General features: G+C 45.1%; 20 protein-coding genes. 17 read left to right on the top strand and 3 right to left on the bottom strand.

The features are described 5' to 3' along the window. Positions 1-92 precede the first annotated feature (92 nt). Both FNC98_RS09470 and FNC98_RS09465 read right to left on the bottom strand, forming a co-directional pair. A complete protein-coding gene (locus FNC98_RS09470) occupies positions 93-674 on the bottom strand; it encodes a HutD family protein (RefSeq protein WP_143580999.1) in 582 nt (193 codons plus the stop codon). 196 nt (positions 675-870) lie between these two features. Further along, complete coding sequence (locus FNC98_RS09465) at positions 871-1,167, bottom strand: helix-turn-helix transcriptional regulator (protein WP_260680333.1); 297 nt, start codon at positions 1,165-1,167, stop codon at positions 871-873. Positions 1,168-1,363: 196 nt separating this feature from the next. Between FNC98_RS09465 and FNC98_RS09460 the strand changes: the two genes are divergently transcribed. From FNC98_RS09460 to FNC98_RS09445, 4 genes are read left to right on the top strand one after another with little or no spacing between them, the layout of a single operon-like run. Beyond that, on the top strand, positions 1,364-3,886 hold the full coding sequence (locus FNC98_RS09460; protein WP_221932873.1) for an efflux RND transporter permease subunit: 2,523 nt from the start codon (positions 1,364-1,366) through the stop codon (positions 3,884-3,886). Between the two features lie 57 nt (positions 3,887-3,943). Continuing rightward, positions 3,944-4,735, top strand: a complete 792-nt coding sequence (locus FNC98_RS09455; RefSeq protein WP_143580997.1) for an outer membrane lipoprotein-sorting protein — start codon at positions 3,944-3,946, stop codon at positions 4,733-4,735. 9 nt (positions 4,736-4,744) lie between these two features. Then, entirely contained in the window at positions 4,745-6,157 is a 1,413-nt protein-coding gene (locus tag FNC98_RS09450) for a hypothetical protein (protein ID WP_143580996.1), read from the top strand. Between the two features lie 20 nt (positions 6,158-6,177). Next, entirely contained in the window at positions 6,178-6,390 is a 213-nt protein-coding gene (locus FNC98_RS09445; RefSeq protein ID WP_143580995.1) for a DUF2892 domain-containing protein, read from the top strand. Positions 6,391-6,484: 94 nt separating this feature from the next. On the opposite strand, the gene FNC98_RS09440 is transcribed toward FNC98_RS09445, so the two are convergent. Then, complete coding sequence (locus FNC98_RS09440) at positions 6,485-7,114, bottom strand: hypothetical protein (RefSeq protein WP_143580994.1); 630 nt, start codon at positions 7,112-7,114, stop codon at positions 6,485-6,487. A gap of 506 nt (positions 7,115-7,620) precedes the next feature. Between FNC98_RS09440 and FNC98_RS09435 the strand changes: the two genes are divergently transcribed. The 13 genes from FNC98_RS09435 to FNC98_RS09375 all read left to right on the top strand — a co-directional run bounded on the left by FNC98_RS09435 (position 7,621) and on the right by FNC98_RS09375 (position 23,914). After that, positions 7,621-9,015, top strand: coding sequence for an NfeD family protein (locus FNC98_RS09435; RefSeq protein ID WP_260680332.1), 1,395 nt, complete (start codon positions 7,621-7,623; stop codon positions 9,013-9,015). Between the two features lie 4 nt (positions 9,016-9,019). Continuing rightward, positions 9,020-9,790 carry a slipin family protein gene (locus FNC98_RS09430; protein ID WP_143580993.1) on the top strand — a complete coding sequence of 257 codons (771 nt, stop codon included), beginning with the start codon at positions 9,020-9,022 and terminating at the stop codon, positions 9,788-9,790. Between the two features lie 145 nt (positions 9,791-9,935). After that, complete coding sequence (locus tag FNC98_RS09425) at positions 9,936-11,309, top strand: MFS transporter (RefSeq protein WP_143580992.1); 1,374 nt, start codon at positions 9,936-9,938, stop codon at positions 11,307-11,309. Continuing rightward, positions 11,296-14,388: a gluconokinase, GntK/IdnK-type gene (locus FNC98_RS09420; RefSeq protein ID WP_143580991.1), complete on the top strand. Its 3,093-nt coding sequence runs from the start codon at positions 11,296-11,298 to the stop codon at positions 14,386-14,388. The genes FNC98_RS09425 and FNC98_RS09420 overlap by 14 nt, the downstream gene beginning before the upstream one ends. Positions 14,389-14,489: 101 nt before the next feature. Further along, the gene (locus FNC98_RS09415; protein WP_409574580.1) at positions 14,490-15,239 is read left to right on the top strand and encodes a sugar-binding protein; all 750 of its coding nucleotides are present in this window, start codon (positions 14,490-14,492) and stop codon (positions 15,237-15,239) included. A 601-nt stretch (positions 15,240-15,840) separates the two neighbouring features. Further along, a complete protein-coding gene (gene rimP / locus FNC98_RS09410; protein ID WP_143580989.1) occupies positions 15,841-16,296 on the top strand; it encodes a ribosome maturation factor RimP in 456 nt (151 codons plus the stop codon). 30 nt (positions 16,297-16,326) lie between these two features. Continuing rightward, the gene (gene nusA / locus FNC98_RS09405) at positions 16,327-17,823 is read left to right on the top strand and encodes a transcription termination factor NusA (RefSeq protein WP_143580988.1); all 1,497 of its coding nucleotides are present in this window, start codon (positions 16,327-16,329) and stop codon (positions 17,821-17,823) included. 26 nt (positions 17,824-17,849) lie between these two features. Beyond that, on the top strand, positions 17,850-20,504 hold the full coding sequence (gene infB, locus FNC98_RS09400) for a translation initiation factor IF-2 (protein ID WP_143580987.1): 2,655 nt from the start codon (positions 17,850-17,852) through the stop codon (positions 20,502-20,504). Positions 20,505-20,615: 111 nt separating this feature from the next. Continuing rightward, complete coding sequence (gene rbfA / locus FNC98_RS09395) at positions 20,616-21,032, top strand: 30S ribosome-binding factor RbfA (protein ID WP_143580986.1); 417 nt, start codon at positions 20,616-20,618, stop codon at positions 21,030-21,032. 3 nt (positions 21,033-21,035) lie between these two features. Further along, positions 21,036-21,986 (top strand): tRNA pseudouridine(55) synthase TruB, encoded by a 951-nt coding sequence (truB, locus tag FNC98_RS09390; RefSeq protein WP_143580985.1) that lies wholly within the window; start codon positions 21,036-21,038, stop codon positions 21,984-21,986. Positions 21,987-22,110: 124 nt separating this feature from the next. Further along, on the top strand, positions 22,111-22,380 hold the full coding sequence (gene rpsO / locus FNC98_RS09385; RefSeq protein WP_143580984.1) for a 30S ribosomal protein S15: 270 nt from the start codon (positions 22,111-22,113) through the stop codon (positions 22,378-22,380). A 232-nt stretch (positions 22,381-22,612) separates the two neighbouring features. Next, positions 22,613-22,939 (top strand): hypothetical protein, encoded by a 327-nt coding sequence (locus FNC98_RS09380; RefSeq protein WP_143580983.1) that lies wholly within the window; start codon positions 22,613-22,615, stop codon positions 22,937-22,939. A 60-nt stretch (positions 22,940-22,999) separates the two neighbouring features. Next, positions 23,000-23,914 (top strand): dienelactone hydrolase family protein, encoded by a 915-nt coding sequence (locus FNC98_RS09375; RefSeq protein WP_143580982.1) that lies wholly within the window; start codon positions 23,000-23,002, stop codon positions 23,912-23,914. Positions 23,915-24,187 lie beyond the last annotated feature (273 nt).

Genomic DNA, 24,187 nt, shown 5'->3' with positions numbered 1-24,187 from the left:
TGATTTGTAGCGTAAAGTATTCTGACGCTTTTTAACTGGCACCACAAACCCATTATTCGGGCCAGATCAAAATACATACAGCTTATAGACTATTAACTATTTTCCGTTAAGCCAAGAACAATGAAGTTCGCTCCTGAAACGGTAAGCGTTTCGCCTTTAGTACCAGTAATTTTTAATAAGTGCCTGGGTTGCAGCTCTGGCATTTCGGTCTCTGTGCCAATGCTGACCTCAAGTGGGTCGCTCAAGCCATAAATAAAGTGGATATCAGCAACGTTTTCTTCGATACTGCTTGGTTCTGAGTAGGTGGCAACGTCAGCTGTATATGCACCCGTTGCGGTAATTAAATTGAAATCGGTAATTGCTTCGTCATGCAATGTCGCTACAGTTTTACTGGCACCATCAAAGGTGGCAAATGCCAGGTACTGATTAAGATTGTCTATCTGCTTGTCGTCATGAGTCAGGGTTAATCCATTACCTTTAATCAGGATCAAGTTTCTCTGGTACCCAGAAAAGTCTGAAAACGGCCCATTTTCCGTTACTTCGGCCATGCTTAATCGCCAGTCAAATTTATCTAAGGTTGCGCCATCATTGATGGCGATTTCCAGGGTCGAACCTTTACCGTTTTTCCAGGGCACGGTTTTAAACATTGATGGTGAGATAATCGTGTACGGCATGGTTGCCTTCAGGTTGCGCTTTACTTAGGGGGCTAATAATAAATAGGTTTGCTTGTTTGCGCCAGCTTAATAAAGCTAAGGAACTTTCGGGGGGGGGGGGGAATCACATTCGGGAAAACTTCAGTAATGCTAACGCGATGTGCGGGCGGTCGGATATCATTGCTTTTATGCGGCTAGGTCATACAGCGGTAGCTGCTTACTCTTCGCTAGGGCAAAACTCATCCTGCAGGATATGAATGATTTTTATCACCACCGGATTGGCGATGTGATAATACACACTCAGCCCGTCTTTTTCGCAATCCACCAGGTTATCCGAACGTAATTTTGCCAAATGCTGTGACAATGCCGATTGGCTGATATCGATACGCTCATTAATTTGCCCAACGGTGAGTTTGTTCTCGATCAGGCTACATAAAATCATCAATCGAACTTCATTTCCAATAAGCTTTAACAGGTTAGCGGCCTGACGAGCATTGTCGGCGATATTATTCATTTCCATCAGCTAGGCAACACATATAAAAATTTCGTTTACTTTACATTAGACAATTCGAATATAGAAGTATATATTAGAAAAATCTACATTAGTTAATTCTAATCTTATTAATAACAAGTCAGACTAATTGCTGGTGATGAGTAACGCTATTTAGCGGCATTACAATCTTGGCAACGTTGAATACAAGAGAAAAAACGTGAATTACGCAAATTTATTATCCTGGTCTTTAGGTAAACCCAAAATCGTTTATGGCGTCGTTATCCTATTGGTTACGCTAACCCTGGCAATGTTCCCACGATTGCAAATCGACACCGATCCGGAAAACATGCTAAGTAGCGATGCGCCGGCACGGGTGTTTCATAATGACATCAAGACAAAGTTTGTAATGCACGACATGGTTGTCGTTGGGGTCGTTAGCAGCGACAGTATCTATCAGGCGCAGCACTTGCAGACTCTGAATCAGTTGTCGCAATTTATCCTGCAATTTGAGGACGTGATCTCTAACGATTACCTGGCCCTTGATGTGGTCGATAATATTACTCAGGAATTCGATGCACAGGGTAACAATACCGGTATTAGATTTTCGTATTTGATGAAAATTGCCCCAACAACCACTGAGGGGGCGGCATCACTCGAAGCCGCAGTAAAGCGTTTACCAATGTTGGAAAACACCCTGGTGTCTGGCGATGATAAGGCGGCAGCCATTTATATCCCGCTGACTTCGAAGGACAAAAGTTATAGCGTTGCCACGCAGATTCGCGAATTTGCCGATACTCTGGATACCAGTCTTGAGATTCACATTACTGGTTTGCCAATCGCAGAAGATCAGTTTGGTTATGAAATGTTTGTGCAAATGGGGGTTGCAGCACCGCTCGCGGGCCTCGCTATTTTCCTGTTGCTCTGGTACTTTTTTAGAAATTTCCCCCTGATTGTGGCGCCTATGATAGTCGCTATGGCCACCGTGATTATTATCATGGGGTCGCTAATCGGTATGGGCTTCACCGTTCACATTATGTCTTCGATGATTGCCATCTTCCTGATGCCAATTGCGGTGGTTGACTCGGTGCATATTTTATCCGAATTTGCCGATCGTTATAAAAAAGGCGAAGACGTTAACTCGGTTCTTACCCAGGTTATGAAGCATTTGTACAAGCCGATGTTGTTCACCTCATTAACCTCAGCGGTCGGTTTTTTCTCGTTACTGCTTACGCCAATTCCACCGGTAAAAATATTTGGTGCATTTATTGGATCAGGGATTTTATTGGCGTTTGCGTTAACCGTGATATTCATTCCAGTGTACATATCAAGAATGTCACCGGCAGCGATTGAAAACCTGCATGATGCGGTAACTCGCCTGGAGCAAAAGGGCATATTGTCAAAAGTACTGGTTGCCTTAGGCGCCCATGCCCAACAACAGGCCAAGTTGATTATTCCTGCGTTCCTGCTGGTACTTGGGCTGAGCATCGTCGGTATCAGTAAGATAGTAATCAATGACAATCCAGTGAACTGGTTTAAACAAGATCATCAAATCCGTGTTGCTGATAAAGTCCTCAATGAACATTTTGCCGGTACCTATGATGCCTGGCTGGTATTTGATTCTGCAGCAAACAATCAACAACAAATACAGAAATCTCTGCATACCAACATACAGGACATGCAAAAACAGGGTCTGGATGTCAGTGAAATCGAAGCCCACTTGCGCGACAAAGGTATTGATCAGGAATTAGTGGTTTTACTTGATGATTTAAGTTTCAGCGTTGACAGTGAGTACAGCGAATCGGTTGATACCATGCTGCAGTTGGTTGAGCGCGAGCTTAACGAGCGTAAGGTATTTATGCAGCCAGAGATGCTTGACTGGCTTAGCAATTTGCAGGCGGCGCTTATTGATTCTGGCATGGTTGGTAAAGTTAACTCGATCACCGATATCGTTAAAACCGTAAATCGGGAATTACATTCCGGAGACGAAGCGGATTTTGCCATTCCCGAATCCGCAAATGGGGTTGCGCAAACTCTGTTGCAATATCAATCATCGCACCGTCCACAGGATTTATGGCATTTCGTTGATACCGATTATCAGTCTGCATTGTTATGGCTGCAAATGACTAGTGGTGATAACCAGCATATGAATGCGGTGGTCACCTGGGTTGAAGATTACATGGCCAGTAATCCTGCGCCAATTGCCATTGAAGCCGATTGGGCTGGCAAATCCTATTTGAATGTAGTCTGGCAGGATCTGATGGTGAGCGGCATGTTGGATAGTTTGCTATCAAGTTTTGTAATCGTATTTTTGATGATGGTGCTGCTGTTTCGTTCTCTCAAATATGGCTTCTTGGCGATGTTACCACTGACATTTACCATCACCATGATTTATGGCCTGATCGGCTGGATGGGCAAAGCCTATGACATGCCAATTGCGGTGCTGAGCGCGTTAACCCTGGGCTTGTCGATTGATTTTGCTATCCACTTCTTGCAGCGGTTGCGCGAACTGCGCACAGAGCTAGGTTCGATGTCGTTGGCTCTTACCCAAATGTGCCAGGAACCAAGCCGCGCCATTTCCCGAAATGCGATTGTTATCGCAATCGGTTTTACCCCATTATTACTGTCGCCTTTAGTGCCCTATATTACGGTGGGATTTTTCCTGGCCAGCATTATGGTGGTATCAGCGCTGGTTACCCTGGTATTGCTACCGGCATTACTGATTTTGACAGATAAGTCTTAAAGCCTGTCACAGGTGGGCTTAGACAGAAAAACAGGCACTGAGGAGAGAGGATTTACTATGAACACAATAATTAAAGGCTTGATTGCCTGCACTACCATGCTGATTGCGGCTGCGGCAGTTGCCGAGCAGCGAAGCGCGGAAGACATCATTCGCAATGCGAATCTGGCATCTTACTATGCCGGCGATGATGGCAGGGCAGAAGCACGCATGCTGATTGTTGATCAGAATGGCAATAAACAAATGCGCCAGTTTAATATTTTGCGCAAGGATGTCGCCGATCATGGTCAGCAAAACATGTTGGTGATATTTTCCCGGCCAACTGACGTGAAAGGCACAGTATTTCGCGTGGAAAAGCATGTTGAACAGGATGATAACCGCTGGCTGTACCTGCCGGCACTGGATTTGGTAAAGCGTATCTCGGCATCCGATAAGCGCACCTCTTTTGTTGGTTCGCATTTTTATTACGAAGATGTATCTGGCCGTAACCCCAAGGAAGATACTTTCGAGTTGCAATCAACTAGCGATGATAGTTATCAAATCAAAGGCACGCCAAAAAATCCTGATTCGGTTGAATTTGCTTATTATCAGGCCAGCATTGATAGGTCGACCTTTTTACCGATGCAGGTGATTTATTTTAACGAAAAAGACCAACCGATGCGCAAGATGACGGTGTTGAAAACCGAGGACATTCAGGGACACACCACGGTGATGCACTCAAAGATTGAACAAGTAAGTGACGGTTCATACACAGAGATGCAATTTCGTAATGTCAGTTATGATTTAGGTCTTCCAGACAGTGTCTTTAGTGAGCGCAGTTTGCGTACACCGCTAGCGAAATGGTTGAACTAGGACCTGGTGATGAATAAACGTCGACGGGTAAAGCTAAGTCGTACCGTGCCTGGTTCGGTTAAAGGGCTTCGATACCGGGTAATAAATCGGGCAATGACATGGGCAGTAATCAGCTTAATGTTGCCACAGACGGTTAACGCGACTGAAGTTGCGCCTGTGGCGTCGCAACTTCAGCAATCTGCTCAGGATGAAAGCGACCCGCAAGATCTCTGGGGCGATGATGACTGGGGTGATGAACAAGAAAAAGCATCTCCCTGGCTGTTTTCTGGCTTTGTTGAAGCGGGGTTGGGAGCGTTCACTCAGCATAATGTGACTGACAAACAACAGTCACTGGCTGAATTAAGAGGGCGTGGTGAGGTTAGTTATCAGAGCGAGGGCTATGTTGTTACCGCCAAAGGCGATTTGCTGGCCGACGGTGTAACGGAACAATTGGAATTTGATGCCCGGGAGTTAAACCTGGCTTTTAGCCCTCTACAGAATACCGATGTGATATTAGGTCGTCAGGTGATCACTTGGGGTACCGGCGATTATCTGTTCCTGAACGATTTGTTTGCCAAAGACTGGCAGTCGTTTTTCGCCGGGCGAGACGATGCTTATTTAAAAGCGCCGAATGATAGTGTGCGGGTAATGCAGTATGTGAAAAATATCACCTTTGATTTGGTTTACTCGTCTGAGTTTACACCGGACAATTTTATCACTGGTGAACGCTTTTCGTTTTATTCACCGCAGGCAATGACCATCGTTGCGCCAGAGCGTTTTCCACTGCTGGAAAATTATGGTGAGCAATATGCAGTGCGTGTAGCAACCAGTTTCAAGGGCATTGAGTACGCACTTTATGGCTCGAAAGGTTACTGGACCACACCAACCGGGATTTCTATTGAGGGTGATAATGCCGGCCTAGCGTACTTCCCTGAACTTCACACCTATGGCGCAAGTATTCGAACACCATTTGCCAGCGGCCTGTTCAACAGTGAAATTGCGGTTTACAACAGTATCGAAGATAGTCGAGGTGATAATCCATTCATTGCCAATGACCAGGTTCGTTTGTTGTTTGGCTATGAGCAGGAGCTGGTTAAAGGTTTAACCGGTGCGGTGCAGTTTTATCTGGAACACACGGATAATTATGATGAATATGTGGTTAATTCACTGTCGCCTGAAACCCTGGTCGAGGAAAATCGTCAGGTATTGACGCTGCGATTAACACATCTGTCAAAGCGCCAGACATTGACCAGTAGTGTGTTTGTATTTTATTCCCCAACCGATCAGGACGGTTATCTTAAACCGTCAATGACTTATCGCTATAATGATAACTGGACTTTAGCGGCAGGTGCCAACGTCTTTTGGGGAGAGCAGGATTATTCGTTTTTCGGGCAGCAACAGGATAATACTAATCTGTGGTTGCGGCTCCGATTTAATTATTAGCGTCATCAAAGGAGTATATTATGACTGTTGAAAGAGCTGTATTTCGTTTTGCTGGATTTATGGTATTGCTATCCCTGGCATTAACCCATTTCGTCCATCCTAACTTTTTCTGGTTTACCGTGTTTATCGGTGCCAACTTATTACAATTTTCATTCACCGGGTTTTGCCCGGCAGCTACGGTATTTAAGAAACTCGGGTTAAAAACCGAAGCCCAATGCGCGTCACAGGAATAATTGGCAGTTCATATTTTAAGACACGCCAAAGATGGAGACAGGTTTGTATTGCCATCTGTCTCCGCTTGCCTAAAGAAGAGTTTCAGCCTGAGCCTTAAGGGGCCAAACTTCTGCTTCCTTCCAGGGTATAGCCGGAAAATGCAAATTGACAAGTATCGACGCTTTCGGCAAAGAAGTTAAAATAAATGGTAGTGCCTGCATCGGGGTAAAAGCGCACGTTAACCGTCTGTCCAGCAGCACGACCTTGTTGCAGGTTAGACAAATCCTCTCCCGGGAATACGTATTCAGCATTTACACCATTTGTGGTCAAAGAAACATATAGTCTTGGGTTTTGACCCGAAATATAGTCCTGGCCGCTAAAACTTATCATTTCAATAACCAGGCCAGCTGGAGCCGCTGTACCCCAAGTGCATGCTCGGACGCTGGCCTCACCGGATCCTCTTTTTTGATATGGCCTGCGAATGACATTACTATCGGTAAGTCCACCGGAACCCGAACTATCTGATATCACTCGAACATCAATTGGATCGTTGGAAATATTGACATTGAGAGGTTGCGAGCTGTTTTCTACTGCAACGGTTCCCGACTCTACTGTCACTGGCACAGCTTCTTCAGTGGAATTAGTCACTTCTACCTCTTTGCTTTTATCGTCTTTGGCGATAGCACTGCAGCAGGCGAGTACATAAAGTGCACCAAAAATAATTTTTGCTGCTGAAAGTTTCATTTATTGTCTCCTGAACAGGTGGTAAAAATATTAATCAACAATCGGGTGATATGAATGGCTTAATTCTTTGGAGGCTTTGATTGGCGTTTATCATATTATTCGATTGCTTATTCGGAGAATTGAGCAATATTGGTGCCAGATATTTTCTATATGAAAATCAGTTAGATGTGGTTGGTTTCTACGAGGTATGTAAAACACTCGGACAATCAGCGAATTCAAGAAGTATATTAAAAACGACTGTTGCAACGACTCGGACATCATTGCATGCATTGTTAGAGCAAAAATTAAACTCTTAAAATATGTTGTCGGCTGTATCTCCTATGTTTGGCAAACTAATTGTTTTTCCCAGTTGCTCTAATTTTTGGCCCTTCGATGACAAATATCTGAATGAGGGGAGCACTAACCAAGTTACAATTAATAAGCACTACTTCTTTCCGCACACTAAATATCCGCAGTTGGTGTTGGAAATCCTGAAACCTGAAACCTGTGCGTTAACTATACTTATAATGAAAACGCTCTGGGATCTGAAAATGACGGGCAAGTGGTTGATTATCATGTGGTTGCTTTTGTTTTCGCCGGCTCTTGCCGAACGCGATAGCGGAGCAGGGCGTGCAGGACAATCATCACCAGAGCCAATTGTTCCGGTGCTTAATATTCAGGGTGCTATTGGCCCCGCGGTTGGCGACTACCTTGTAGAAGAAATCCAAAAGGCAAACCGCAATCCTAATGTTACTTTTTTGATCATTACCCTGGACACCCCAGGAGGTTTGGTCTCCAGTCTACGAAATATAAATCAGAGCATTCTGGATTTTCAGAAACCCATTGCATGTCTTGTTTATCCCCAGGGGGCCCGGGCAGCGAGTGCCGGTACTTACATTCTCTACGCCTGTCACCTGGCGGCAATGGCACCGGCAACCACGTTAGGTGCGGCGACGCCGGTCAATCTTGGCCCCCAACCCGGTGGTAATGATCAGGACAAACAACAGGGTAACAATGCCTCGGCGATGGAAAAGAAAGTACTTAATGATGCCGTGGCATATATTCGTTCCCTGGCGCAGTTACGAGGTCGTAATGCTGAATGGGCAGAACTTGCAGTTACCGAGGCTGCAACTCTTACCGCTAAAGAGGCGCTTGAGAAAAACGTGATCAATGCACTGGCGGATTCACCCGAGGATTTACTGGGCAAAATTAAAGAAAATCCGACGATGCTCAGCGGGTTTGAATTAACGGCGGAAAGTGAATCGCGGTTGCAGCTTAGTGAACTGCAGGCGGTTGACCCCGATTGGCGACACCAGTTTATCGCCGCGATTACCAATCCCAATGTGGCCTATATTTTATTGCTAATTGGTATTTATGGTCTGATCTTAGAATTTTACAGCCCGGGTATCGGTATTGCGGGAATTACTGGTGCAATTTCCCTGCTACTGGCCATGTATGCCCTGCAAATGTTACCCCTGAGCTATTCCGGATTTGGCTTGTTGATCATTGGCATTGGGCTATTAGTAGCCGAGGCCATGGTGCCCAGTTTTGGCGTGTTAGGTATCGGTGGGTTAGTTGCCTTCGTATTAGGTTCGATATTTTTAATCGATACAGAGCAAGTGGAGTTTCAAGTGTCATTACCAATTATCGCCGCCGTGGCGTTTGTATCGGTGCTATTTCTGGTGTTCTGCTTAAGCTTTCTCTGGCGTAAACGCAATGCGCCTGTGGTAAGTGGTCAGGAAGAAATGATCGGCGCTGCGGTTGCGGTTGTTGAGGATTTTGACGACGAAGGCATGGTGCTATTCAGCGGTGAACAATGGCACGCAAAAACCAACACTCCGGTTAAAAAAGGCCAGTATGTTCAGATTATTGCAATCAAGGGTCTGACGCTGACCGTCAGACCGGTGGAAAAAGAAGGGTAGTTTTATGGACGCAATTTATTCGAGCGAACAACTATTTACTGCTGTGGTAGTGATATTACTACTCGGTATCTTGTATGCGGCGTTTAAGATCTTGCGCGAATACGAGCGAGGCGTGATTTTTTTACTGGGTCGTTTTTACAAGGTCAAAGGCCCTGGATTGATCATCATTATCCCGTTTATTCAGCAAATGGTCCGGGTTGATCTGCGCACTGTGGTGATGGATGTTCCTAGCCAGGATGTTATCAGCCGCGATAATGTTTCGGTGCGGGTGAATGCGGTGCTGTATTGTCGGGTGATCGATCCGCAAAAAGCCATCATTAATGTTGAAGACTATCTGCAGGCAACCTCACAGCTGGCACAAACCACCTTGCGCTCGGTGTTGGGACAGCATGAGCTCGACGAAATGCTGGCAAATCGAGAGATGCTTAATACCGATATCCAGGAAATTCTCGATGCCCGCACCGATGGTTGGGGGATTAAAGTTTCCAATGTTGAAATCAAACATGTTGATTTAAACGAAAGTATGATCCGCGCCATCGCCAAGCAAGCCGAAGCAGAACGAACCCGACGTGCCAAAGTGATTCATGCTTCCGGGGAAATGGAAGCTTCAGACAAATTAGTCACGGCGGCGGAAAAGTTAGCTGCAGAGCCCAATGCCATTTTATTGCGTTACTTACAAACGCTGACGGAAATTGCCGGGGAAAAAAATTCCACCATTCTGTTTCCATTACCAATGGATTTACTGCAAGGGCTGTTGGATAAAAATAAAAAATAAGCAGAGTCTTAAAAAAGACCTGTCAATTACGGTGTTTTAGACCTGAGCATATAAACTCGCTATAGCTTTTGCTGGACAGAAGCATTAAATTGAGGTCAACTGGGTTAAAAAATAACCAGATCGGGCTTCAGGGGAGAAAGCCTTTATGTCTCAGGATTCTTCAAAACCGCTTTCGCTCAAGGAATGTGTAGGGTACGCCTGTGGGGATGTCGCCAGTAATTTTTATTGGCGGGTCTTCGATGTGTTTTTATTTATCTTTTATACCGATGTATTTGGCCTACCCGCAGCAGCCGTCGGTACCATGATGCTGGTTACCCGGATTGTTGATGCGTTTTCTGACCCACTGATGGGGGCAATAAGTGACCGTACGCAAACCCGATTTGGTAAGTTCAGACCCTATTTATTGTGGGGGATAATTCCGTTAATTGCTGCTGGTGTCTTAACCTTCACCGTCCCTGAAACCAATGATTCCGGCAAATTGGTGTGGGCTTACGGTACTTATATTTTTATGATGCTTGCCTACACTTTCATCAATGTGCCTTACGGAGCACTTTTAGGCGTTATCACCTCGGATTCTCAACAACGCACAAAACTTACCAGCTTTCGCTTTATCGGTGCTTTTACCGGCGGTTCCTTGGTAGCATACTTCACGCCAGAACTGGTCAATATATTGGGTGATGGCGATGAAAAACTTGGCTGGCAACTGACCATGTTTATATACGGGATTATTGCTGCAGGGTTATTTATCATCAGCTTTTTATCCACCAAAGAGCGCATCATTTCACTCAACACGCAGCCGGTTACGGTTAAGCAGGATATTCAGGATCTATTGCACAACAAGCCTTGGGTTGTGCTGTTTTTATTGGCCTTAATTATCATGATGACCATCACACTTCGGGGCAGTTCTGGTACGTTTTATTTTAAATATTACGTTGGCAGAGAGGATCTTATCGGTCAGTTTACTCTGGTTTATATGATCGCTCTGGCAATAGGTGCAGCGATAACTCCGTTCCTCACCCGGTTATTAGATAAACGCCAGTTACTTTTATTGCTGATGGCTTTAGTCGTGCTGTTTTCCACCTTGTTTTACTTTATTCCAAGGGAAAACTTGTTACTTATCTTTGGGTTACAATTTTTGATTGGTTTATGCCTGGGACCAAAATCACCGCTGGTATTTTCGATGTACGCCGATACCGCGGATTTTTCCGAATGGAAATATGGCAGAAGAGCCACAGCTATGATATTTTCTGCGGCAGCGTTCTCGCAAAAATTAGGCGGGGCACTTGCCGGTGGTGTTATGGGTTGGTTATTGGGCTCATTGGGCTACCAGGCAAACCAGCAACAAAGTGCAGGATCGGAACTGGGTATCGTGCTTTTGATGAGCTTATTACCCGCTGCTTTTGCCTTGCTGTCCGTATTGGTTATTTACTTTTATCCGTTAAATGCCAATACCTTACAATCTATCCAACAGGATTTGACGTTAAAACGAAAGGAATTATTGAATCATGGGTCAAGATAGACACCTGAGCTATCACCTGGATGGTGACAAGCATCAATTACACCTAACGTCCCCCACACGAATTCCTGGTGCCAGCGGTTATCTGTATAACCACAGCACCTTTTTACATATTAACTGTCGCGGATTTGCCAATGCCGTGGTAATGCAGCCTGAGCCGGGAAGTTATTCTCGATCGCCAGTGTTGGAAGCGACGACATTCATGCAGCCGGAAACTCAGTATTTTTCCCATTCTCCTGGCCGTTTTTTCTATATCAAAGACGAAGCGAGCGGTGATTTATTTTCATTGCCCTATGAACCGGTTCGTCAGAAACAAGCCAAATTTAAGTTTACTGTAGGCGTGGATTGCATTGAGTGGCATGTTGAGCATTTAGATTTAAAATGCCATTTAGAAGTCACTTTAGACGGTGAACTTGCGGTCGAAGTATGGCAGCTATCGATTGAAGATCTTTCAGGAAAGGCACGGAAATTAAGCGTCTATCCCGCTTTTAGTGTCGGATACCGGTCGTGGATGAACCAATCCGCAGACTTTGATAGCAACTTGAACGCTATCGTTGCCAAAGCCATTGCGCCTTATCAGCAGCTCAAAGATTATGAGAAAAGCAAAGCCGCGTCTAAGCGATGCTTTATGACCAGCAATCAGACCCCAACGAGTTGGTGTGCAAGCCTCAGCGGTTTTGAGGGTGAGGGTGGTTTGCATAATCCGGATGCGGTTGCAGCCGAAACTCTGGGTAATATATCTGGCAATTACGAGAGCATTATTGCCGCGCAGCAGTTTCAGATAGAACTTGATGCCAAAGGTAAGCATCAATTAGCCATTCTGTTCGGGCAGGTCGATGATGATAATTACGATACGCAAATTGCTGATATCAGGCAGATATACTTTGCTGATGAGTTAAGTATTGAAAAGCAGGTCAAAGACAATCGCCGTTGTGCGCGGGTTGCTAACAATCCACTGATCACGGCAACGGGTAATCAAGATTTCGACCAGTTTGTGTCAACCTGGCTACCAAAGCAGTTGGATTTCCATGGACAATTACAGCGGTTAACCACAGATCCACAAACCCGAAATTTTTTGCAGGATTTAATCGGCGCGAGTTTTCTCGATAAAAAACTTGCCCGACAACGATTCATCCTTGCCTTATCTCAGCAAAAGCGTGATGGCGCGTTACCTGACGGCATTTTGCTAAACGTCAGCGCCGAGCTGAAATATATTAATCAGGTTCCCCATCAGGATATCAATGTGTGGTTGCCAATATGTTTAAAAGCGTATTTGGACGAACATAATGATTATCAGTTACTGGAACAGAAAGTCGGCTTTAGTGATAGCGATATTGCAGTTCCTGTAATCGAGCACCTGATCCTTGCCGCAGACAATCTGCAAAGGAATCTCGACAAGCGCAATCTGGCGTTGATTGGACAGGGAGATTGGTGCGATCCAATGAATATGGCTGGCCATCAAGGCAAAGGCATATCAACCTGGTTATCTCTGGCGACTTCTTACGCGCTGCAGGTGACAGCAGAGTTAATCGCGAAAACCCATCCAGAAAAAGCCGAGTCGTTTGAGCAGGTCGCTGAGACGATCAATGACGCTGTGAATAAGTATTGTTGGGATGGTAACTGGTACAGTCGCGGGATTACTGATGCCGGTAAACCTTTTGGTGTCAGTGCTGATGAAGAAGGCAAGATATACCTTAATCCGCAATCCTGGGCCTGGCTCGCCGGAGCTGCAGATAAGGATCGATTTACCGATTCTCAACAAGCTATCGAGTCTCATTTAGCCACGGCCCATGGGACTATGATGCTGGCGCCAGCTTATACCAAAATGCGAGAAGACATCGGCCGCCTGACTCAGAAATTTCCGGGCAGTGCGGAAAATGGATCGGTTTACAACCATGCCAGTATTTTCCATATTTACGCGTTATATCAGAAAAATCAGGCAGATAAAGCTTTCGACGGTTTGATGCAGATGATCACCGGTCAAAACGATGTTGAAGTTCGTGGGCAGTTGGGCAACTTTATTCCCAATTACTATCGAGGAACGGTGAAAAACCTGGAGCAGTATGCCGGGCGGTCAAGTCAGTTGGTTAATACGGGTACGGTCGCCTGGTATTACCGATGTGTAATGGAAGAGCTTTTTGGTTTAAAGGGCCACCCAGAAGGGTTGCAGATAGAACCGAAACTTCCAAGTCATTGGGGGAATGCTTCTGTTATTCGCCAATTCCGTGGTGCAACAATAAGAGTTGATTACCACCAGGAAAGCGCTAATAAACCGATGCAACTTACTCTGGACGGAAAAGAGATTAGTGGCAATGTCCTGAAAGGCTTGCAGCCGGATACAGAATATCATTTGAAGGTAAATGTTTATCTCCCGATTGAAAAGGAGGAAGTTGAAGCTGTCAAGGCCCCTGAAGCCGATGCAACAGTAAAACCAACAACAGCCGTATCGGCCGCACCTGAAAGTATTGAGGTTAAATCCGTTAAATCCGTTAAACCGGATAGCACTAAGGTTTCCGTTCATTTGTCGGAAAAACAGTCCATTGCTTTAAATAAATATTCACCGATTGATCCAGAATTACCTAATCTATTCATTTTGATGGGCGTTAGTGGTTCAGGTAAGTCAACACTGGCAGCGGAGTTTTCAACTCATTATGGTTACAAATTTATTGACGCAGATAGTTTCCATACGCCAGAAGCCAAGAAAATGATGTCGGAAGCGATACCATTAACCGATGAAATTCGAGAGCCCTGGATTGAATCGATACAGAGTTATTTGCGCTCACAGGCGCGACGGAAACGAAATTGTGTACTGGCTTATTCAGGGCTACGAAAATTGCAGCGTCAATCGTTTGAAGAACTACCATTTAATGTCAGGGCGGTATTCCTGAAAGTTGATAAAGATGTGTTGCAAAAACGTCTGGTTCAAAGAAAACAACACTTCTTTTCGGAAAAATTATTGATGAGCCAATTTCAGGACTTTGAAAAAATTAAGGCTTCAGAGCCTATCGTAGTAATTGATGGCAATCAATCGTTACAGGAAATGGTTGAACAGATTAATTTTGTTATGCATAGAGAGGTTTAAAAGTGAACCAGCAAGGCCCTCATAGTTACTTCCAGCGATTAGGACATAGAGCAAAAACCGTATGTTTGCTGTTAACGGGGTGCTTAGCGACAAACTCAGCTTTGGCAGAGCCACAATCTAGTACAAGTGTGGATAGTGAGAAATCGACTTTGGCTGTGCCGAGGGCAAACAGTCATATTATTATTGATGGAAACAGCAGCGATAAAGCTTGGCAGCAGGGAAATTGGCAGTTGTTGAATCATGTCTGGGTTGGTGACAAGCCGAGTAGGGAGGATTTTTCCGGACGCTATAAACTGGTATGGCAATCTGATGCTTTGTATTTGATGGCTGAGATTGTTGATGATGTTTTATTTGATCAACATCCAAATCCTTTGCATCGCTATTGGGATGATGACGCTTTAGAGATTTTTATTGATGAAGATGCATCTGGTGGCGATCATACTCATAATTTCAATGCCTTCGCTTATCATGTGGCATTAGATAACCAGTCTGCGGATATGGGGCCGAGAGAACGAGATGATAAAAACAACTTCTTGTTGTTGAATCATCATGTTGAATCGGTTTGGCGCCGCAGCACTGATGAACCATACAAAATGATTTGGGAAGCCAGAATCCTGATTTTCGATGACAGCTATGACTATAAGAACCCGAATAACAGCCATCCTAAAACCTTAACGGTGGGCAAGAAAATGGGATTCATGCTGGCATATTGTGATAACGATGGTTCTCAACATCGTGAACACTTTATCGGCTCACATCCAATAACGCCTGTGGATGGTGACATGAACCAGGGATACAAGAACGCCAGTGTATTTGCCGAGATCACCTTGTTGAAAGGGGATAATGAATAAGGCGGGTAAAAATACTGACGCATTTTCACGTTATCAGAGGTAAGCTTCGCTGGTGGAGAAAACACTAACTATACGTGTTTTAGGTGACAAGCTGGCGCTGGTGGAAGGAGCGGCTTTGAGCCTTAAAAACGAAGTTTCCATATTGGTATCGAATAACTCTTTTTTGCGCATTGATTGCACCCCTCAGGGATTCGGTGATGGAAACTGCTCTGTGTTCTGCGAGTGATAGGCTTGCCACGTTCTGTGCACTGTCGGCTGTCCGCTCGATACTTACTAAGCTGCGGACGAATATAGATTTCTTATTGCGATCTTGGCCAACAGCCTTTATAATTTGCCGCAGCTTTGCCGTAAACTGATATCTGACTGTGACTCTAAGCAGATATACTGCTGGTTTTCGGGACTGAATTAGCTCGCTAATTCAGTGACACAAAGGGTTCAGTATAAAGCCCCGTGTAGATTGGGGCTTTTTCGTTTTTATTGTTTGTCAATGTTTGCCGTAATTGTGTGATGGCGATGACCGACAGGTGTAACGATAAAACGATTCAGCTTGTGGTGTTATTTACTGGGCTTTAAGCCCTTTTTTTGTTTTTGGAGAAAGTGATTGAGCAATTTTGAACAAAAACTGACTGAAATGTTACGACCTTCGGTAGAGATGACCGGAATGGAGCTATTGGGTATTGAATACGTTAGCGCCGGTAACCATTCAGTGTTGCGTTTGTACATCGATCATGAAAACGGGATCACCGTTGATGATTGCGCGGAAGTAAGCCGTCAGGTAAGCGCAGTCCTGGACGTAGAGGATCCAATTAGTACCGAATATAACCTGGAAGTGTCTTCTCCGGGAGTTGACCGTCCATTGTTTGAAAAAGCCCATTACGAAGAAGTAGTAGGTGAAACTGTTGATGTAAAACTTGGTATGCCATTAAACGGTCGCCGCAAGTTCAAGGGTAGCCTTGAAGCGGTTGAAGGTGACAACCTGATCGTTGAGGTTGATGGCGAAAGTTATGAATTGCCGATTGCCAATGTGGCGAAGGCGAACTTAATTGCCAAGATTTAGTTTTATAAAGAATAAGAGAGGCTAGTTAGGATGAGTAAGGAAATATTACTGGTTGTCGATGCGGTTTCTAATGAAAAAGCACTACCGCGTGAGAGTATTTTTAAAGCAATGGAAACTGCTTTGGAAACGGCGACTAAGAAAAAGTATGAAGGCGATATTGAAGTTCGTGTAAGCATCGACCGTAAAAGCGGTGATTTTGACACCTTCCGTCGCTGGTTAGTCGTGGAAGATTCCGAAAATGGTTTGGAAAACCCTTACGCTGAAATTGGTTTAGCGGCAGCTCAGGTTGAAAGTGAAGATATGCAACTAGGTGATTACGTAGAAGATCAGATTGAGTCAATCAAATTTGACCGTATCACCACCCAAACTGCAAAACAGGTAATCGTACAAAAAGTGCGTGAAGCGGAACGTGCCAAGGTTGTTGAAGAATATCAGGACCAGCTAGGCGATATCATTACAGGTGTAGTGAAAAAGGCAAATCGTGAGAGTGTGATCCTTGATTTAGGCAATAACGCCGAAGCGGTGATCTTCCGTGATGAAATGTTACCTCGCGAAGTGTTCCGTCCAGGTGATCGTGTTCGTGGCTTGTTGTATGAAATCAAGCCTGAAGCCCGTGGCGCGCAATTATTTGTTAGCCGTGCTAAGCCAGAAATGCTTATCGAGCTGTTCCGTGTTGAAGTGCCGGAAATTGGTGAAGAGATGCTGGAAATCAAAGGTGCTGCCCGCGATCCGGGTTCACGCGCCAAGATTGCTGTGAAATCTAACGACAAGCGTATTGACCCGGTTGGTGCGTGTGTTGGTATGCGCGGTTCTCGTGTCCAGGCTGTTTCTGGCGAGTTAGCCGGTGAGCGTGTTGATATCGTGTTATTCGACGATAACCCAGCGCAGTTTGTTATCAATGCAATGGCACCAGCGGAAGTTGCATCTATCATCGTTGATGAAGATGCCAACGCCATGGATATCGCTGTTGAAGAAGGCAACCTGGCAATGGCGATTGGTAAGAGCGGTCAGAACATTCGTTTAGCAAGCCAGTTAACTGGCTGGGAACTAAACGTAATGACGGTTGATGACATGAACGCGAAGCACCAGGCTGAAAACGACAAGGTAATTACTTTGTTCACTGAGAAGCTGGACATCGATGATGATTTTGCCACCATGTTGGTAGAAGAAGGTTTCTCAACCTTAGAAGAAATTGCCTATGTTCCGGTAAGTGAATTACTGGAAATTAATGGTTTAGACGAAGATATTGTTGAAGAGTTGCGAGAGCGTGCTAAAGGCGCACTTACCACTGCGGCTCTTGCTTCTGAGGAAAGTCTTGAAGGTGCAGAGCCTGCAGAAGACTTATTAAACCTTGAAGGTATGGAACGTCATCTGGCATTTGTATTAGCCAGTCGCGGCGTGATCACCCTGGAAGATCTAGCAGAGCAGGGTGTGGATGAAATTTCCGATATCGAAGAGCTAAGTGAAGAAAAAGCGGCAGAGTTTATCATGGCTGCGCGTAACATTTGCTGGTTCAACGAAGAATAAGAACTGGCAAGGAGAAAAGATTAGATATGACAGATGTAACCGTAACACAACTTGCTAAAGATATAGGCACTGATGAAGCGAAATTGCTACAGCAGTTAGCCGATGCTGGCATCAAAAAAGCGGCCAGTGAAAGTGTTACCGAGCAGGAAAAAGAAACCTTGCTTGAGCACTTAAAGAAACAGCACGGTGACACTTCGAGCGGCAAACCTTCTCGGATGACGCTGAACCGTAAGACCAAATCTACCATCACCACAGGTTCTGGTAGCAAGGCTAAGCAGGTTCAGGTTGAAGTACGTAAGAAGCGCACTTATGTGAAAGCCAGCGATTTAGAGCTTAAAGCACAGGCCGAAGCAGAAGCAAAAGCAAAAGCCGAAGCGGAAGCTCAGGCACAAGCTGAAGCCGAAGCGAAAGCCAAAGCTGAAGCCGAAGCAAGGGCAAAAGCTGAAGCAGAGGCAAAAGCCAAGGCGGAAGCAAAAGCAAAAGCCGATGCAGAAGCCAAAGCTCGAGCGAAAGCTGCTGCAGATGCTAAAGCTAAAGAGCCTGTTGTTGAGAAGCAGGAAAACGAAGAAGAGAAACGTATTCGTTTAGCCCAGGAACAAGAAGCCAAGGCAAAAGCTGAAGAAGAAGCGAAAAAAGCAGCGGAAGCTGCTGCTAAGCTTGCGGAAGAAAACGAAGCTCGCTGGAAAGAGCAGGAAGCTGAACGTAAGCGTCGTGAACAGGAAGTGGTTCATGTTACCTCGTCAGTGTATGCACAAGAAGCGGAAGATACCGTTGACCGTGAAGATGAGGGTGGCGGACGCCGTCGTCGTAAGAAGAAGCCAGCGAAAGACCAGGGTGCTAAAGGTCGTCACGGTAAAGGTCGCAGCAAGGGTACTTTGAGTGCACCAACTTCTCTACAACACGGTTTCCAAAAACCGGCGAAAGCGGTTGAGCGTGAAATTCGCATCGGTGAGACCATTTCTGTTGCTGAACTTGCTGACAAAATGGCAATTAAAGGCGCTGAAGTTGTTAAGGCGATGTTCAAAATGGGGGCGATGGCAACCATTAACCAGGTAATCGACCAGGAAACAGCACAACTTGTTGTTGAAGAAATGGGTCATAAAGCGGTTCTTGTTAAAGAGAATGCCCTGGAAGAAGCGGTTCTTACTGACCGCGGTGCTGAAGGTGAATCTGTAAGCCGTGCACCAGTTGTTACCATCATGGGTCACGTTGACCATGGTAAAACCTCGTTACTTGATTACATTCGTGAAGCGAAAGTTGCGGCTGGCGAAGCCGGTGGTATTACACAGCACATTGGCGCTTACCATGTAGAAACTGGCCATGGCATGATCACTTTCCTTGATACCCCGGGTCACGCAGCGTTTACGTCAATGCGTTCTCGTGGTGCGAAAGCAACCGATATCGTAATCATTGTTGTTGCTGCCGATGATGGTGTTATGCCTCAGACAATCGAAGCGATTCAGCACGCCCGTGCTGCTGAAGTACCGATTATCATCGCTGTTAACAAAATGGATAAAGAAACTGCAGATCCAGATCGTGTTAAGAATGAATTATCACAGCACGACGTAATCCCAGAAGATTGGGGTGGTGATGTTCAGTTCGTTCACGTATCAGCGAAATCTGGTATGGGTATCGACGAATTGCTTGATGCGGTACTTCTACAATCTGAAGTACTAGAGCTAACTGCGGTTGTTGATAAGATGGCAAATGGTGTTGTTATCGAATCAAAACTTGATAAAGGTCGTGGTCCGGTTGCTACTGTACTCGTACAGGAAGGTACCTTGAAACAAGGTGATATCGTTCTTTGTGGTCTAGAGTACGGCCGTGTTCGTGCAATGCGCGATGAGCTTGGTCGTTCAATTACAGAAGCTGGTCCTTCAATCCCGGTAGAGATTTTAGGTCTGAGTGGTGTACCACAATCAGGTGACGAAGCAACGGTTGTTAAAGACGAGCGTAAAGCCCGTGAAGTTGCGCTTTATCGTCAAGGTAAGTTCCGTGATGTGAAACTTGCCCGTCAGCAAAAAGCTAAGCTTGAAAACATGTTTACCGATATGGCTGAAGGCGATATCTCCGAAGTTAACGTGGTATTGAAATCTGACGTACAAGGTTCATTGGAAGCGATTTCTGACTCATTAGTGAAGCTTTCTACCGATGAAGTTAAAGTGAAAATCGTTGGTTCTGGTGTTGGTGGTATCACTGAGACTGATGCATCACTAGCAGCGGCATCTAACGCTATCGTTGTTGGTTTCAACGTTCGTGCTGATGCTTCAGCTCGTAAAGTGATTGAAGCTGAGAACCTTGATTTACGTTATTACAGCGTTATTTATCAGCTAATCGATGAAGTTAAACAAGCCATGAGCGGTTTGTTAGCACCTGAGTTCAAGCAGGAAATCATCGGTATTGCGGACGTACGTGACGTATTTAAATCACCGAAAATCGGTGCGATTGCCGGTTGTATGGTTACCGAAGGTATCGTTAAGCGTAGCGCGCCTATCCGCGTACTTCGTGAAAACGTAGTAATCTACGAAGGTGAGCTAGAATCACTTCGTCGCTTTAAAGATGACGTTCAGGAAGTTCGTAAAGATACGGAATGTGGTATCGGTGTTAAGAACTATAATGACGTTAAAGTGGGTGACCAAATCGAGGTATTCGAGACGGTTGAAGTTAAGCGTACCCTGTAATTCAGGTCCCACGATAGATTAAATAAAATGGGGGCTTAGCTCCCATTTTTTATATGAAATTCTCCGCAATAGGTCTTTTAACCTCAAGGCGGAAAAGTAATGGAGATTCTCATGGCAAGAGAATATGCCCGAACTGATCGGGTAGCCCAACAAATTCAAAAAGAAGTTGCGATGATATTGCAACGGGAAATTAAAGATCCACGTCTTTCGATGATGACGGTATCTGCTGTAGAAGTGACTCGTGACCTGGCTTATGCCAAGGTATTCGTGACCTTCTTTGACGATGAGCCGGAAAAAATTGCCGCTGCAATGAAGGTTTTGGAAGAAGCATCCGGTTATGTTCGCTCACTTCTTGCGAAGCGTTTACGTGCTCGTATTATGCCTAACCTTAGATTTGAATATGACAAGTCATTGGTAGAAGGTGTGCGAATGAGCACCCTGGTAGATCAGGCTGTATCTGAAGATAAACGTCGTGCTGGTGATAATGGCCAGAATGATGATGAGCAAACTGCGGATAATCAGGATTAATTAATGGCAAGACGGAGAAAAGGTCGTCAGGTCGATGGTGTGTTGTTACTCGACAAACCTTACGAAATGTCATCGAATCATGCCCTGCAGGCTGCGAAACGTATTTATTTTGCTAACAAAGCCGGTCATACCGGCGCACTGGACCCACTAGCTACTGGTATGCTGCCAATCTGTTTTGGTGAAGCGACTAAGTTTTCCCAGTTTCTGTTAGACACGGACAAAACCTATATCGTTACCGCAAAACTTGGGATCCGCACCACCACGTCTGATGCCGATGGTGATGTCGTTTCTGAAAAACCAGTCGACGTTTGTGAAGAGCAGTTAGCGCAAGCGTTAGATTTTTTTCGAGGTACCACTAAGCAAGTACCTTCCATGTACTCGGCGCTGAAATACAAAGGCCAGCCTTTATATAAATACGCTCGAGAAGGTATTGAAGTGGAGCGAGAAGCGCGGGATATCACCGTGTTTCGTCTTGATGTACTTCGCTTTGAAGGCGATGAAGTCGACATGGAAATTCATGTTTCTAAAGGCACCTATATTCGTACCATTGTTGATGATTTAGGGGAGCGCCTTGGCTGTGGTGCTCATGTAAGCATGCTTCGCCGGGTGTCCGTGGGTCAATATCCACGCGATAAAATGGTAACGCTTGAGCAATTAGAACAATTGCTGGCCAAGGCGAAAGAAGCGGATGAAAGTCCGGCGAAATATCTTGAACCGTTGCTATTGCCTATGGATACTGCGGTTGCGGATTTGCCTGTAGCGAATGTCGATGCAGACCTTGCGGTTTATCTTCGCCATGGTAACCCGGTGTTGGTTCCAGGCCTTTCTGAGCAGGGTTTAATGCGCATTGTGATTGAGCCAGAAAGCAAATTTATCGGTGTCGGCCAGTTAAACGATGATGGCTTACTTGCTCCGAAACGTTTGGTGGTTGATCACCAGGCAGATACTGAATAAACAGTCTTTGCAACGGATTGCTATAAATTACTTGCACTGGCGGTGAATCTTGTTAGAATACCGCCTCTTTTGTCGGTCAGTCTGAATTAGTGATCGGTCTGACTTAGTTTATTTGGAGTTTATTATGTCGCTAACGGCACAAAAAAAAGCTGAAATCGTTAAAGAATATGCACAATCTGAAGGTGATACTGGTTCACCTGAAGTACAAGTTGCTTTATTAACTACACAAATCAACCACCTTCAAGGTCACTTTAAAGAGCACATCCACGATCACCACTCACGTCGTGGTCTACTTCGCATGGTTAGCCAGCGTCGTAAGCTTCTTGACTACCTTAAAGGTAAAGACGTAGCTCGCTACAGCGACCTAATCAAGCGTTTAGGTTTACGTCGCTAAGATTAAGTTCTCAGAACTTTCCAAAAGGCCGCATTCGCGGCCTTTTGTTTTTTATCAAGGGGTCAGAGTTGTTGAAATATCAACGACTCTGACCCCTTGGTCTTTCAAGCCCTTTCTCTCTATCTTATAAGCCAGGAAACCGTTTAGTCGCGATAGGCAAAGCTGCGATATCGTTGAACTCCTTGGTTACTCGTGCAATAGTAAGTCAATAAAAATCAAATGGATTTTCAAAATGTCTCGCTTATTTAAGAACGCGGTCATTGGTGCATTTGTTGGCGCATTAATCTTTTTCAGTTGTGCAACCGTATTTCTGATGCTGGCATTTGATAAGGATATCCTGTCACCAGAAAAGATACTTTCGTTCTCTGCTTCTGTGGCCTGGGTCGGCGCTTTTTGTGGCGCATTTTACCAAGCGATTATAAAGCCAGGTTTTTCCCATCCCGACTCCAAAAAACAGGGAAAGGGTGGTAGTGGCAATAATGAAACCTCTGGCACTACGGGAGGAGGTTATGACTCCGGGAGCTACGGAGGTGGTTGCGGCGGAGGCGGTGGTGATTAATCAGAACACTGCATAATAAACAAATAACAACACCATATAACAACACATTCGGGTAATAATATGAATAATGAAAATAAACCTGCAATAGAAAATTTACAGCATAAAATTCCTCAGGAAGCCTTTGATTGGTACGACGAATATGCCCATGGGCTTATTGACCGTCGCACATTTTTAACCCGTTTATCGGGCTTGGCTATCGCCGGTTTAACCATGAGTGTTCTGACATCTTCGTTATTACCGAATTACGCTAAAGCCGAGCAAGTTTCCTTCAACGATCCTGATATCAAAGCAACCTATCAGAAATTCCCGTCACCAAAAGGTCATGGGGAAGGGCAAGGCTATCTGGTGACGCCAACAAATATTGAAGGCAAAGCACCTGTGGTATTGGTTATCCATGAGAACCGTGGCTTAAACCCTTATGTAAAAGACGTAGCTCGCCGTTTGGCGCAAGCCGGTTTTATTGCCCTGGCACCCGATGCGCTATTTCCACTCGGCGGATATCCGGGAAACGATGATGAAGGCCGGAGCATGCAACGTTCGATGGATAGAGCGAAAATCGAGCAGGACTTTATTGCCGCAGCCGATTTTTTAAAGAATCATGAATTGGGCAATGGCAAATTAGGCGCGGTAGGTTTTTGTTTTGGCGGTTATATCGTCAATATGTTGGCAGCGACAATAGGCGACTCGCTAAATGCTGGTGTTCCATATTACGGTACTCCGGCCTTAAAAGAGCTGCGAAAAAATATTAAAGCACCATTGCAGATCCAATTAGCGGAACTGGATAAGCGGGTTAATGCCAGCTGGCCAGAATATGAAGAGGATCTGAAATCCATCGATGCAGAATACACCATGCATATGTACAAAGGTGCGAATCACGGTTTTCATAACGACTCTACCTCACGCTATGACGAGAAAGCCGCAGAACTCTCCTGGCAGCGCACGCTCGACTTTTTCAACAAGCATTTAAGTGCATAACTAATCGTTAGTAAAAATGGGGGCAGAAAGGAAGTTCTGACCCCATTTTTACTAAATCCTACAATACAACCACAAACCTGTTGCAATTATACCAATCACATTAAATTATTGCTCACTCAGTGAGAATTTAAAGGCTTTTAGACAAGGCTTTGATTGCAGAGAATGGTTATTCCGCTCTCAAAATTAGCCAAAATCAGTAACGCAGGATAAACGCCTTTAAAACTCACCCGAAGGGAGTTAGTGAGAGTCCCATTTACTGCCCTATATTTCATT

Origin of the sequence: Thalassotalea sp. PS06 (assembly GCF_007197775.1) — a bacterium.
In the GTDB taxonomy this organism is placed as follows: Bacteria; Pseudomonadota; Gammaproteobacteria; order Enterobacterales; family Alteromonadaceae; genus Thalassotalea_A.
This window is presented reverse-complemented; position numbering and strand designations above follow the sequence as displayed.